This is a genomic window from Chryseobacterium sp. GW823-FHT05E08, from assembly GCF_058795655.1.
On the sequence record NZ_JBXAHY010000004.1, the window covers coordinates 37,903 to 50,682 of the forward strand.

12 protein-coding genes are annotated in these 12,780 nt (G+C 33.8%); 5 read left to right on the top strand and 7 right to left on the bottom strand.

All coding sequences use genetic code 11. The features are described 5' to 3' along the window. Window positions 1-20: 20 nt before the first annotated feature. Both AC1Q7L_RS14330 and AC1Q7L_RS14335 read left to right on the top strand, forming a co-directional pair. The gene (locus tag AC1Q7L_RS14330; protein ID WP_492306996.1) at window positions 21-488 is read left to right on the top strand and encodes a DUF6705 family protein; all 468 of its coding nucleotides are present in this window, start codon (window positions 21-23) and stop codon (window positions 486-488) included. 86 nt (window positions 489-574) lie between these two features. After that, window positions 575-982, top strand: coding sequence for a DUF8479 domain-containing protein (locus tag AC1Q7L_RS14335; RefSeq protein WP_492306995.1), 408 nt, complete (start codon window positions 575-577; stop codon window positions 980-982). A 34-nt stretch (window positions 983-1,016) separates the two neighbouring features. Here the strand turns inward: AC1Q7L_RS14335 and ruvC are convergent, their stop codons facing one another. Beyond that, window positions 1,017-1,571 carry a crossover junction endodeoxyribonuclease RuvC gene (gene ruvC, locus AC1Q7L_RS14340; RefSeq protein ID WP_072411035.1) on the bottom strand — a complete coding sequence of 185 codons (555 nt, stop codon included), beginning with the start codon at window positions 1,569-1,571 and terminating at the stop codon, window positions 1,017-1,019. 162 nt (window positions 1,572-1,733) lie between these two features. Between ruvC and AC1Q7L_RS14345 the strand changes: the two genes are divergently transcribed. After that, window positions 1,734-2,165 (top strand): hypothetical protein, encoded by a 432-nt coding sequence (locus tag AC1Q7L_RS14345; RefSeq protein ID WP_492306994.1) that lies wholly within the window; start codon window positions 1,734-1,736, stop codon window positions 2,163-2,165. A gap of 2 nt (window positions 2,166-2,167) precedes the next feature. Next, window positions 2,168-3,529 (top strand): M64 family metallopeptidase, encoded by a 1,362-nt coding sequence (locus tag AC1Q7L_RS14350; protein ID WP_492306993.1) that lies wholly within the window; start codon window positions 2,168-2,170, stop codon window positions 3,527-3,529. A gap of 59 nt (window positions 3,530-3,588) precedes the next feature. Here AC1Q7L_RS14350 and AC1Q7L_RS14355 read toward each other — a convergent pair whose 3' ends face one another. From AC1Q7L_RS14355 to AC1Q7L_RS14380, 6 genes are all read right to left on the bottom strand, one after another. Continuing rightward, window positions 3,589-4,107, bottom strand: coding sequence for a 2'-5' RNA ligase family protein (locus AC1Q7L_RS14355; RefSeq protein ID WP_492306992.1), 519 nt, complete (start codon window positions 4,105-4,107; stop codon window positions 3,589-3,591). Between the two features lie 9 nt (window positions 4,108-4,116). Further along, complete coding sequence (locus AC1Q7L_RS14360; RefSeq protein ID WP_492306991.1) at window positions 4,117-5,277, bottom strand: serine hydrolase domain-containing protein; 1,161 nt, start codon at window positions 5,275-5,277, stop codon at window positions 4,117-4,119. A gap of 100 nt (window positions 5,278-5,377) precedes the next feature. Continuing rightward, complete coding sequence (locus AC1Q7L_RS14365) at window positions 5,378-7,624, bottom strand: carbohydrate-binding domain-containing protein (RefSeq protein ID WP_492306990.1); 2,247 nt, start codon at window positions 7,622-7,624, stop codon at window positions 5,378-5,380. After that, entirely contained in the window at window positions 7,621-8,115 is a 495-nt protein-coding gene (locus AC1Q7L_RS14370) for a T9SS type A sorting domain-containing protein (protein WP_492306989.1), read from the bottom strand. The genes AC1Q7L_RS14365 and AC1Q7L_RS14370 overlap by 4 nt, the downstream gene beginning before the upstream one ends. Before the next feature lie 128 nt (window positions 8,116-8,243). Further along, window positions 8,244-9,146 (bottom strand): hypothetical protein, encoded by a 903-nt coding sequence (locus tag AC1Q7L_RS14375; RefSeq protein ID WP_492306988.1) that lies wholly within the window; start codon window positions 9,144-9,146, stop codon window positions 8,244-8,246. A 42-nt stretch (window positions 9,147-9,188) separates the two neighbouring features. Continuing rightward, window positions 9,189-9,899: a Dph6-related ATP pyrophosphatase gene (locus AC1Q7L_RS14380; protein WP_492306987.1), complete on the bottom strand. Its 711-nt coding sequence runs from the start codon at window positions 9,897-9,899 to the stop codon at window positions 9,189-9,191. Window positions 9,900-10,033: 134 nt separating this feature from the next. Here AC1Q7L_RS14380 and AC1Q7L_RS14385 point away from each other — a divergent pair, with 134 nt between their 5' ends. After that, the gene (locus AC1Q7L_RS14385) at window positions 10,034-12,766 is read left to right on the top strand and encodes a M16 family metallopeptidase (RefSeq protein ID WP_492306986.1); all 2,733 of its coding nucleotides are present in this window, start codon (window positions 10,034-10,036) and stop codon (window positions 12,764-12,766) included. The last annotated feature ends 14 nt before the right edge of the window (window positions 12,767-12,780 follow it).

The following is a 12,780-nucleotide window of genomic DNA, read 5'->3' on the forward strand; positions in this document are numbered from 1 at the left end:
TTCTTTTTTTATCAAATGACATGGAGAAAATTATAAGTATTTTACTACTGTGCATATTAATGACCAATTGCCAGTCTCAGCAGAAAAAGAAAGAAGTCAAAAACAAACCTACAATATCCGTAAAAAGTGATACCGAGTATTTTTTAGGAACATGGAAATTTGTAGAGAAAAATTATCTTGACGGAACTGAAAAAAAGATCTACCCACTTCATGAATGCATGAAAAAGTACAATCTTGTTTTCGAAAAAGAAAATGGAAATATATTTTTAACTAAAAATTATGCTACAGGTAAAGATTGTTCTGTTAAAAGTTCTTCAGGTAAAATTTCAGTTACGATAAATCAAAGTTCTTTTTCTTATTTGGATGCAGATCTAAAAAAGCTCGAACAATATAAAATACTTTCAAAAGATAAATTTTCAATCGTTTATAGTGATATTCTTGACGGTAAAGTAAGAGATATTGAAGATGTTTACGAAAAGCAGAAATGATTTTTAAATTAATGATATACAGTTGTTTGGTTCTTTTAATTTAAATAACCTTATCTTTAAGTATCAAATCACCAAAATCTTTAATTATGAAAAATTTAATCGTACTTTCATTAAGTTCATTCCTATTATTAATTTCTTGTAATAAAGAGAAAACAATTGATGACGAATTAAAAGAGGCTGCAACCAGTATGAATAAGCTTACTCCACAGATTCTAAATGATGGAATAAGGCTTGATAGCGTTTCCGCAGAACCGAACAGAGTTTTTAAATATAATTATACATTGATTCAGGATGTAAAAGAAAATGTAACGGAAGAAGAGATCAGTAATTTTAAGAAAGAGGCAAAAGAAGGAGCCATTAATGCCATTAAAACATCTGCTGATATGAAGGAATTTCGTGATAATGATGTTACGTTGAAATATTTTTATTACGACAAAAATGGAAAACCGACAGCCGATTTTTCTGTCACTTCCTCAGAGTATAAAAAGAAATAATTTTTACTTAAAAATAATTAAAAAATCCGGATGCTTATTTCAAGCGATCCGGATTTTGTTTTAAAAAGCTGTCCCAACCCGTGTAAGATTTGTCACTGCTTATCGTTCCTGAATTAAAGTGATGGCAAACCGCAACCGCCAGTCCATCGGATGCATCCAGATATTTTGTGGGAAATTCTTTTAATTTTAATAAACTTTGAAGCATTCCTGCAACCTGTTCTTTGCTGGCATTTCCGTTTCCGGTGATGGCCATTTTTATCTTTTTTGGTGAATATTCTGTAATCGGAATATTTCTGTACAGACTTGCCGCCATCGCTACACCTTGCGCGCGACCCAATTTAAGCATACTCTGAACGTTTTTTCCAAAAAATGGAGCTTCAAGAGCAACTTCATCTGGGTGGTATTCATCGATTAATGCCAATGTTTTATCAAAGATATATTTAAGCTTGGTTTCGTGATTCGGATATTTTTTTAATATCAATTCGTGAATTGAAACCATCTCCATATTGCCTTTCTTAACGGAAATAATGCCGAAACCCATAATAGCAGTTCCGGGATCTATTCCTAAAATTATTTTTTCTGAAATCATCACGCCAAAGATATGACTTTCATTAATTCTTAACGATGAAAAAATTCAGACGAAATATTAAAGTTTTACCAAAAACTTCTTAACTTAAACAAAAAAATAACTATGAAAAACGTAATGATCTTTTTTATGTTTCCGGTCTTTCTGTTTTGTAATTTTTTACAAGTGAAAGACTTAAAGGAAAAAGGAGTTGTTAAAAATGAGAATCCAGCAACGATAAAAGACAGAATTGTTTATCTTTTTTTTAAAGTTGAAAAAAATAATTCAGGGGCAGAAAAAATAGTTTTGGAAGATCAAAAAATCATGGAAGGAAGATTGAAATCTAAACCTTCTTTTGATATTAATTCGGCTAAAACAGGAGATTTTATTATTTCATTAAATGATGCCAACGGAAAGGAAATTGTAAAACAAATCGTTGGAGATCCACTAAATCCTGAATTAGAAAGATTTGGCGAAGAAGGATTAAGCAGAAATAAAGTTGCTCTTCAAAATGCAGAATTCAGTGTAAGATATTCTCATTCCGAAGAAATAAAAGTAGTGAGAGTTGAGAAAGTCACCACTGCCGGAAACCAATTATTATTCACCCAAAAACTATAATCATGAAAAAAACTTTACTTTTCCTGTTCGCCAGCACATTTTGCTTTTCTCAGGTTTTCGATGTAGTTCCACTTTTACAGAGCGGATCAAATGATAAACGAATCAACATTGCAGTTTTAGGGGACGGATTTACGGCTGCTCAACAGACCAATTTTGTTTCTTCTGCACAATCTACAATCAATTATCTTTTCACAAAAAGTCCTTATACAGAATATAAAAATTATTTTAATGCTTACGGTATAAAAGTAATTTCTGCAGAAACGGGGGTAAAACATCCCGGGACAGCAACAGATGTTACAGAGCCTGTAATCCCAGTTTCTAATCCTAATAATTATCTCGGTTCTTCCTTTGATTTTGGGGTTCATCGATGTATTTACAGCAATTCTACAAATAAAGTAGCGCAGGTTTTAGCGGCCAATCTTCCTGATTATGATATCACGTATGTTTTGGGTAATTCTACAGAATATGGTGGCTGTGGCGGAACGTATGCTTTTGCTTCATTAAATGCTTCTGCGAATGAAATCGTTGTTCATGAACTTGGACACTCATTCGGAAAGCTTGCCGATGAATATTGGTTTGCTGGCTCTGGAGAGTCTCCAAATAAAACTCAGACCTCAAATCCGGCAACGATTAAATGGAAAAATTGGGTAGGTGTAAATAGTGTTGGAGTTTATCCTTACACAGAAAGTCCGTCTTGGTTCCGTCCGCATCAAAACTGCGAGATGAGGTATCTGGACAGACAGTTTTGTTCTGTCTGTAAAGAACAAATTATTGAAAGAATCCATTCTTTGGTTTCTCCGGTTGATTCTTATATTCCGGCAAACAGCAGTTCTGTAAGTGCAAATACAAATGTTACATTTACGGTGAATGAAATTCTGCCAATTCCAAATACATTGGTGAATTCATGGACATTGAACGGAACTCCACTTGCTTCTACAAGCAATTCATTAATTGTAACTCCGAGCCAATTAAATAACGGAAATAATACACTACTTTTTTCGGTGACGGATAATACAACTTTGGTAAATGTAACCGGTCACAGCACTGTTCACTTTACCAATGTAAGCTGGACGTTGAATAAGTCTACTCTTGGAACTTCAGAAATAAAAACGGCAGAAAGAAGATTCAGCATTTATCCTAATCCTGCAAACAGTGAGTTTTATATTAAAGGGAAACAGGATTTTTCAAAGAATACCAAAGTCGTTTTATATGATGCTTCAGGTAAACTGATTCCTGTGAAATATGAAATGAAAGACTCTGCAACGATATTTGTTGATATCAATAATTTGATCATCGGAACTTATACTCTAAGTGTAACTCAGGATAAAGAATTAATCATTTCTCAAAAAATTATCAAAGAATAATTTTGATTAAATAATAAATTGAATCGGCTATACGGCCGATTTTTTGTTTTATAATTGATTCATTCTAGCTTTTTCTCAGCAATAGGAACCCATTTTCCATCATGACGGAGTAGGATGATTTTATCAACTATGAATTTAGTTTTATATTCTTTGTTTTTATAAACGTCAAGTGCCTTTAGATAATTTTCAAAGCTTAAATCTCTGTAACCAATCGTTATATGAGGATTAAAATTATATCTGATAAAATTGAAATACTGTTTTACTCTGTTGTAAAGTTCAGTTAAATGCTCATTGCTTTCGGGTTTTACAAAAAGAACAGGGCTTTTATTTGGAAATCCGTCAAAACCATCTAACATAATTTCAAACGGAGAAATATTGGTATTAATTTTTTGGAAAGCAATATGAATATCTTCTTCTAACGCTATTTCTCTATAAAATGGAGGAAACAAAGTGATATGAGCATCATTTTTTAATGCTTTTGAATTGTTATAGTTTAATGCTAAATCCTGCTTAAATATTTTCACCTCCTCAATGATTTGTTGAGGTGGATAAATGGCTATGAAATAGAGTTTTTTCATAAATTAAATTTATGAAACTATTTTTTGTGAAATTGGCACTTTCATTTCTTTTCCTAAATCAATCACCGTATTTTCAATCCCATCCGTAATTTTCTTGATCTCAATGTGAGGTCTGAAAATCGAGCTTTTTCCTTTTTCTTCATCCGCAATATTAGATAAGATAATAACGGACGTTTTAGTTTCTGGATAATAAATGTTCAAAGAAGGAGAGCCTTTGATGTATCCACTGTGAAAATAGGCAGTCGGTTTTCCAATGTTAAGCATAATTCCGTAGCCGTAACCCATTTTTCCGAAGATCTGATGTTGTCTTTCTGAACTTTTAGCAATGAATTTTTGAAGAGTTTCGTGATTTAAAATTTTCCCGTCATATAAAGCATTATTCCAGGTATGCAGATCCTGAATGGTCGAAAGAATACCTCCTGCAGGAGTGCCGATTTCTTTTCCTCCTAATCTTTTAGGCATATTTTTTATTTCTTCAAAGTTTTTATCGTTTCCAAGATAAGCTCCGGCAAAATCAGTTCCTTCAAAAATATTTCCTGTTGAAGAACTGTTCATGCCTACTTTTTTGAATAAATTCAAAGCATTTTCATCATAAGATTTTCCTGAAACCGTCTCAACTATTTTCCCTAAAGCATTAAAACCATCATTGGAATAGAAAAAACTAGAACCACTTTTAAACATTAATTTTCCGCCAAACAAATTCAATCCTGAAGTATGATTTAAAAGCTGATGAATCGTAATGTTTTCGTATTCTTTGGTTTGAAACTCCTTTAAATATTTTGAAACTTTATCATCAACTTTTAGTTTTCCCTGTTCCATTTCAAGTAAAACCATCACCGCCGTAAATTGTTTACTTACGGAACCGATTGCGAAAACGGTATTGTCATCGATCTTGGTTTTAGTTTTAAAATCTGAAAAACCATTTTCTTTTCGATAAAGCTGAACAGAATCTTTGAAGATAGCAACACTTCCATTAAAGTTATATTTCTTAAAAACGGAATCTATTTGTTGTTCAAGTAATTTTTTTTCAAAAGCCGTTATTGTAGAATCTATGATCGCGTTTTTGTCAATTGGTTTTGCAGCTATCTGTTTGATTATATTTTTCTCACATGAAATTAAAGTAATCAAAAGGAATAGAATTGCGGAAAAATAATAATTTTTTTGTGTCATTTGGGTGTAAATAATTTTTTAAATCAACATTGTTCTTCAAAAATAAGAAAAACCTCTTAATTTCACTTAAGAGGTTTTGAGTAAATATATAAATGCAAGATTAAAAACTAACTGTATTTACGGTATTCGTGGCTGAGGTTATAAATGTACTTTTTAACGTTCCACCAGTAGTAGAGTAGGTTCCGCCAGTGTAAAGTCCCCAACCTGTAGAGCTACCAACATAGCTTCCTCCTGTATAATTTCCTCCGAAATAGACTTTATATTGAGTGTTTTTCACAAGATTCGGACTTGAAAAATGGAAATAATAAACGCCATTTTTAGGTTTAAAAGTCACCATTTCTGTTCCAGCTGCATTTTCGATATGTAAAACTGATGAAGTTGCCAACTGCGAGCTGGATTTTAAATATAATCCGACTTGCGTAGAAGCCGCCCCCATTGCTTTTGTCATGTTTGAGTTAGATCCTGCAGAGATCAGAAGTCCGCCGTTCATTAAGAAAGTACCGTTATAATCAATTCCTTCTTCGGGTTGGCTTGTCGGGCCGTTGACAATGGTTGTTCCGCCTGTGATCGTAATATTTCCGTTGCTGTCGATCGCATCACTTCCTGCTACGATATTTATTCCGCCTGTGATGTATAAATGACTGTTATCATTGGCTTCTGTTCCTCCAGAAACGGTTCCGTAGGTTGCATTAATTCCGTCATTGGATGCTGTGATGTTATTAACACCGCCTGCAAAGGTAATGATTGGCGCTTCAACACCTTCGCCAACACCTGACGTAGCTGAAATTGCCGAAACTGTATTGGTTCCTCCATTCACAGTCACAGAAGCATCAGAATGTATTCCGTCATCTGTTGAATTGAATGTGTTATTTCCATTATTAATAATGATTGCTCCCGTTGCTACTAATGTTTTCGGATGACTGTAATCTGTTCCCGAAACTAAAAATCGGGCTCCTGTGGTTTTAATATTTAAATTTGGGCTTCCCGTAGTGCTTCCGATGGTTATGGTTCCATCTGCTTTTAATCCTTTTCCGCCTGTTCCTGAGCTTGTAGTCGTTACCGAACCTGCATTGATTAAAAGATTTCCGTCAGCAGAAATCGCAGAAGATGAGTAAGAATCTAGAACTCCGGTTGTATTGGTATAGGTTGCTCCATTTCCTGCAGTCGTAATCGTTACATTTCCGTTATTGATCGTAATATTTTGATCCGCAGAAATTCCTTTTCCTCCGTTGGCTGTTGAGGTCAATGTTAAATTTAAAGTTCCTGCATTTACAATAACATTGGCATCAGTTTTTATTGCAGTAGAATAAGATGGATCATAACCTGTTCCCGAAGCTGTAAGAACTGCCGCTCCAGAAAGGATTGCTGTAATATTTCCTCCGTCAAAAGTGATATTTCCTTTAGAGCTGATGGCTTTAGACTGAGCACCTGTTAAATTTAAATTAAATGTTCCTCCCGAAATTGAAATGGTAGAAGTTCCGGTTTTAATAGCTTTAACATCTGCAGAAGCCAACGTTGCCACCACATTTCCGCCTGAAATTGAAACCGCAGTATCTCCGGCATCAATCGCGTCTCCCGTTGCAATAATGTTTACCGTTCCGTTGCTCATTGTATAACCTTCTGAGTGGAATCCGTCTGAGGCTGCAGAAAGAACTTTAATGGTTCCATTTTGTACTTCGATTCCTGATGAAGTAGAAATTCCGTGTTTTTTAATTCCTTTGATATTTAAAGTTCCTGTTCCAGCGAAAATTATTTTTCCGTCGGTTTGTAGTGTTCCGTTCTTTGTGCTTGAAGAACCGTCTGTTAAAGAATTTATTGTGCCTGACTGTAACGTAAAAGTATGCGTTTGTGCTCCCGTAATATTAATTGCAGGGCCGGAAGCATTGGTAATATTTACATTATTCATCACAAAATTGGCAGGAAGAGTAGAGCTCATGGTTAAACTTCCTGTGGTGCTTGTTCCGAGTAAATTATATTCTAAATTACTGATGGTTGCTGTGGAAACAACATTCACTATTCCACCTGTTGCGGTAATATTTACACCTTGTGAAGCGTATGGATTAATGATGGTTGCGTTTTCCGTTCCTTTATAAATAATATAAATTTTAGTAAGATTTACGGGCGTTGAAGAAAATGTGATACTGTCAACGATAGATTTCGGTATATCTAAACTTCCCGTATTTCCTGTGATATTAAATTTTGAATAATTCGTATCAAATTTAATACTATCCACAACCGCTGTCGCTGAAGCAAACATATTGTTTCCGGAATTATGAACGACAATATTCTGAGCTTTTATGCCAAAAGATAAAAGCATTGCTATAATGAAGTAGAAGTGCTTTTTCATTTTTTAATTAATTTTAAGGTTACGTTATTTACCTGTACCAAATAGAAACCTTCGTTCAGAGTGCTGATATTGATGTCTTCATTAGGCTGATACGTTCCTGTAAGAACCAATCTTCCTGCTGCAGAATATATTTTTACATTTAATTTTTCCTTTCTGTCAGATGTAATTCGGATAAAATCTGAAGTCGGATTTGGGTAAAGGGTAAGCTTCGATTTATTTTCACCAATTTCCTGAGTGGAAAGAGTAGAAGCCGTAGTAAAAGTAATTTTTCGGATAATATTGGTCGGAATAGAAACGTTGCTCGCCGAACTGCTGGTTTTTACCAATAAATTGCTTCCGGAAAAATAGAGTTTTCCTGTTGTCTCAATGCTGTAATCTTGGGTCGAGCCAGTGTAGTAGGTGACTTTTATTCCTGTTTGCGCAAAAGAGAAAACAGCAAACAAAAGCAAAGACAGCGACACCGTTTTACTTAAAAGTTTTAATATTTTCATTGTTATCTTGATTTTATAAAATCAAAAGTAAAGTGTAATGAACAATGAAAAAATATTTTGAGGTAAACAGCAAAAATGTGTCGGTGAATGTAAATAATTAAACGAGTTGTCTAATTCTTTAATGTAAATTACTGTGTTTTAACAAAAGCAATGTAAACATCATCAATGTTTTCGTCTGAACTAAAAACCTTTTTGTAAGGCTTCGGAATATAATACACAGTATATTTATTGCTGAAAATATTATAACTTTTATTGAATAATTTATAGTCTAATTTTTTTCCTTCCAAGAGAACTAAAGACTTTTCACTTGCGTAAAGACCTTCCGCAGAAATATCACCATACTCCTTTCGGACATCGTTTTCAGCAAGATAAGTAACATTTTTTTTGAGGAGTTCTTCCTTTTTGAATATTATTAATTGTCCCTCATAATCATAATTTTCTGGACTGAATTCCAGTAAGTTTTCTGTTTTAATAGCTTCTTTTGGCACTTCAAGAGCATATGAACCTTGAGCATCCGTTTTTACGGAATATACTTTTTGAGGAGTAATAAAATGTACGGTAGTTTCCGGGTTTGGTTTATTTGTTTTTTTAATTAAAACCTTTCCTGAAATAACAACATTTCCATCACCGATTTTATCTTCTTCTTTCTTATTTTCTTTGGAAATTTTAGATTGAGAAGAAACAAATTCTGTTTTAGTTACGGTCTTTGTTTGCGCGGGATAAGAATTAAAAATACTTGCCGTCAATGCAACTCCTGCAGCAATTTTAGTAAAAGTAGCTTTTCTTGAATAATGATTTTGTGAAAATGAAACTTGAGGTTGTAAAGAACGAGTTAATTGATTTTTAAAAACGATTCCACAGAATCTTTCGCCTTTATTTTGTTGAATGATATCTAAAATCTCCGAATCATTAAGGTTAGATAAATCTAATACTTTTTTTGAGCACAAATCGCAGAATTTCCCGTCAGGAAGATCATGCATTTTGTCTAATGATTCTTCGCAAGGCTTTTCAATTCTCAAAAAAGGTTTCATAATGTGGTTTTAGTTTATTTTGAAAACGAAAATGTTCACAAATTATTTTGAAATCAGATCACAAAACCAGAAAATATATTCTTCATCCTTATCATTTTCATCAGATTTTGGTTTAGGATACGTTTTCTTTACCGTTTCTCCAATTTCAAACTCAATTGGATTTTTAAAAATAGGCCCATCAAAAGTAAAGGTGTGAAATTCTCCATTTTCTCCGCAAGGATCAACATTTTCAGGCAAATCATTAATGAAATCTTGATCAATAATTCTTCCTGCAAAACTTTTATCTAAATAGGCTTCATTCACGCAAGTAACAATGGTTTTAAAACCAAGAGCTAAAAATTCATGGATGAGGTCTAGCGTATTTTTTTTCCAGAGAGGAAAAATAGCTTCCATTCCGATAGATTGTAATTGTTCTTCACGATATTTCCGCAAATCTTCCAGAAAAATATCTCCGAAAATAGAATATGTATTTCCTTGAGATTTTATTGTATCCATCGTTGAAATCATGATTTCCCGATATTGTTCCATTGATGGCTCTTTAGGAATTTGCATTATAGTTAAAGGAATTTCCAGACTTAAAGCTTGTTGTTTTAAAAGATCTACACGCACGCCATGCATAGAAATCCGTTGAAATTCTTCATTCACACTCGTAAGTAGGGAAGTGATTTCAAAACGGTCATCTTTTAGGGTTTTATACAAGGCAAGAGCGGAGTCTTTTCCGCTGCTCCAGTTGAAAATGGCTTTGGGCTTCATTAAAATACTAATTTGTATATATTTTTAAATTTCTATATTATGTTAAATGTAACATAAAGGTGAATTAAGTTGTCTTATTTAATTAATGACCGACAATTTTTTTTAAATTTAAACCAAAATAAATAAACCAAAAAATGAAAAACTTATTATTGGGAACTGCAGTTTTGTTTTTTACTGGGACTATCAATCCTGCTTTCTCGCAAAGCACCGAAGCTCCAAAATTTATCAGTAACACGGAAGGTGTAAAAGAGTACAGTCTTAAAAACGGGATGAAACTTCTTTTAATTCCTGACGCATCACAAAGCAATATGGTTGTAAATATTGTGTATAACGTAGGATCAAAGGATGAAGGTTACGGTGAAAAAGGAATGGCCCATTTACTTGAACATATGTTGTTCAAGAGTACCAAAAATCTTGGAGATATTAAGAAACAACTTTCTGATAAAGGAGGTCAGGCCAATGGAACAACTTGGTACGATAGAACAAATTATTATGAAATTTTCCCTTCCAATGATGAAAATCTTAAGTGGTCTTTACAAATGGAAGCAGATAGAATGCTTAATGCTACCATTCTGCAAACAGATCTTGATAAAGAGTTTTCTGTGGTAAGAAATGAGTTCGAGATCGGAGAGAATAATCCTACAAGAGTCATGATGCAGAATGTATTTTCTAACGGCTACACTTGGCACAATTACGGAAATAGTACAATAGGAAGTAAAGAAGATATTGAGCGTGTAAAAGCTCCGACACTTAGAAAATTCTATGAAAAATATTACCAGCCGGATAATGCAACATTAATTATTGCCGGAAAGTTTGATGAAAAAAGCGCATTGAAATATGTGACCGATTATTTCTCAGGATTAGCAAAACCAATCCGTCAATTAGGAGGAACTTATACCGTAGAACCTGCTCAAAATGGAGAAAAATATTTTGAAATTAAAAGAAATAACGATCAGCAGATTATTGCGGCAGGCTATCATACGTCAGCTTTTGCAGATAAAGATTATGCAGCGTTGTCTGCGCTTTATGAAATACTGACTTTAGATCCTTCAGGATATTTGTATAAAAATTTAGTGGAAACCCAAAAAGTTTCTTCTATTTGGACATTCAGTCCGGTGGTAAGGGATCCGGGAATGGTTTATTTTAATTTTGATGTTCCGAAGGATAAAAATCTGGATGAAACAACAAAGCTTGTAAGAGCAGAATTAGACAATGTTTCAACAATAAAGTTTACTGCTGATGATCTTAAGAGAGGTAAGGCGAAACTGGTAAAAGATATCGAAAACGAGAAAAACAATACTATAAATTTTGCAATTAATCTTACAGAAATTGTAGGTGCCGGAAATTATAAATTGAGCTTCCTTTACCGTGATAATGTAGAGAATCTTAAATTAGAAGATATCAACAGAGTTGCTCAGAAATATTTTAAAAATAATAACCGTACGATTGGAGTTTTCCGTCCTTCTCCTAATGAAGAAAGGGTTTCTCCGGCAGAATTCAGAGATAATCAAATAGCTGATTTGGTGAAAGATTATAAAGGAAAGGCGATCGAAAAAGAACCGGCTGCTTTCGAAGCTTCCATTGCTAATGTAAAGAAAAATCTTACCGAAGGAAAACTTTCCAACGGGATGAAATATGGTTTAATTAATAAAGAACTTAAAGGTGATAAAGTTCAGGGAACTTTCCGTTTCAGAATTGGAAATGAAAAAGATCTTGAGGGTAAAGACGCTGTTGCAAGCATCACAGCTTCTCTATTAAAATCCGGAACAAAAACCAGAACAAAAGAGCAGATTCAGGATGATTTGGATCAAATGAAATCGTCTGTCAGTGCTTATGTTTACGGGCAAAATTTAATTATAAATTTAAATACTTACAAACAATATTGTCCGAAAGTAATGGCCATTATTCAAGATATTCTGACAAACGCGACATTCCCTGAAAATGAACTTACCAAAACAGTAACGGAAACCAATACATGGCTGGAAGGACAGATAAAAGATCCTGATGCAATTGCTAATAATGAATTGCAAAGATTGGCATCTCCATATCCAAAAACGAGTATTTTCTACGTTGCTTCTTTACAGGAACAAATTGACGAGAATAAAAAAGTTACCAAAGCTCAAGTTTTAGATTTCTATCAGAATATTATGGGAGCTTCAGATGGAGTAGGGACTTTGATAGGAAGCATTGATGCAAAATCGGCTTCTTCTGAATTAGAAAAAACATTTGGAAAGTTTACGGCTAAATCGAAATTTGTTGAAGTAAAACCAACTTTCTTTGATACAAAAAAACAGGATAAAAACATCATCACGCCTGATAAAGAAAATGCGGTAGCTCTTGGAACATCAAGTTTCAAAATGACTCAGGATAGCCCGGATTATCCAGCTTTGGTTATGGCTAATGAAATTTTGGGAAGTGGAGGGTTTCTTTCTGCGAGATTACCGATGAGGTTGCGTGAAAAAGATGGTATTTCTTATGGAGTTGGTTCTTATTTAAGCGTTCCGGTTACCAACGACGTTGCTTCATGGAACTATTACGCTTACCTGAATCCAACCAAAAGAGACGCTGTAGAAGCTGCTGTGAAAGAAGAAGTAAGCAAAGCATTGGCTTCCGGATTTACTCAGGAAGAATTAGATTCTAATAAAAAAAGTTATGCAAACGAAAGGATGACCAATTTAGGTTCAGACAATGCGCTTATTACTCTTGTGAATACAAAACTTCTTTTCGGAGTTCCGTTGGAAAGATTCGACGAGCAGAATTCAAAAATTCAAAATCTGAAATTAGCAGAAGTAAATGCGGCTTTGAAGAAATATATTTCTGAAAATAAGGTGATCTCTGTTTTTGCAGGAGATTTTAATAAGAAATAGATTTTATTGATTTA

Excerpts from the sequence above, each read along its gene's own strand:
- AC1Q7L_RS14330 (WP_492306996.1), top strand. The coding sequence starts at position 21 with ATGGAGAAAATTATAAGTATTTTACTACTGTGCATATTAATGACCAAT.
- AC1Q7L_RS14335 (WP_492306995.1), top strand. The coding sequence starts at position 575 with ATGAAAAATTTAATCGTACTTTCATTAAGTTCATTCCTATTATTAATT.
- ruvC (WP_072411035.1), bottom strand. The coding sequence starts at position 1,571 with ATGATTTCAGAAAAAATAATTTTAGGAATAGATCCCGGAACTGCTATT.
- AC1Q7L_RS14350 (WP_492306993.1), top strand. The coding sequence starts at position 2,168 with ATGAAAAAAACTTTACTTTTCCTGTTCGCCAGCACATTTTGCTTTTCT.
- AC1Q7L_RS14355 (WP_492306992.1), bottom strand. The coding sequence starts at position 4,107 with ATGAAAAAACTCTATTTCATAGCCATTTATCCACCTCAACAAATCATT.
- AC1Q7L_RS14360 (WP_492306991.1), bottom strand. The coding sequence starts at position 5,277 with ATGACACAAAAAAATTATTATTTTTCCGCAATTCTATTCCTTTTGATT.
- AC1Q7L_RS14365 (WP_492306990.1), bottom strand. The coding sequence starts at position 7,624 with ATGAAAAAGCACTTCTACTTCATTATAGCAATGCTTTTATCTTTTGGC.
- AC1Q7L_RS14370 (WP_492306989.1), bottom strand. The coding sequence starts at position 8,115 with ATGAAAATATTAAAACTTTTAAGTAAAACGGTGTCGCTGTCTTTGCTT.
- AC1Q7L_RS14375 (WP_492306988.1), bottom strand. The coding sequence starts at position 9,146 with ATGAAACCTTTTTTGAGAATTGAAAAGCCTTGCGAAGAATCATTAGAC.
- AC1Q7L_RS14380 (WP_492306987.1), bottom strand. The coding sequence starts at position 9,899 with ATGAAGCCCAAAGCCATTTTCAACTGGAGCAGCGGAAAAGACTCCGCT.
- AC1Q7L_RS14385 (WP_492306986.1), top strand. The coding sequence starts at position 10,034 with ATGAAAAACTTATTATTGGGAACTGCAGTTTTGTTTTTTACTGGGACT.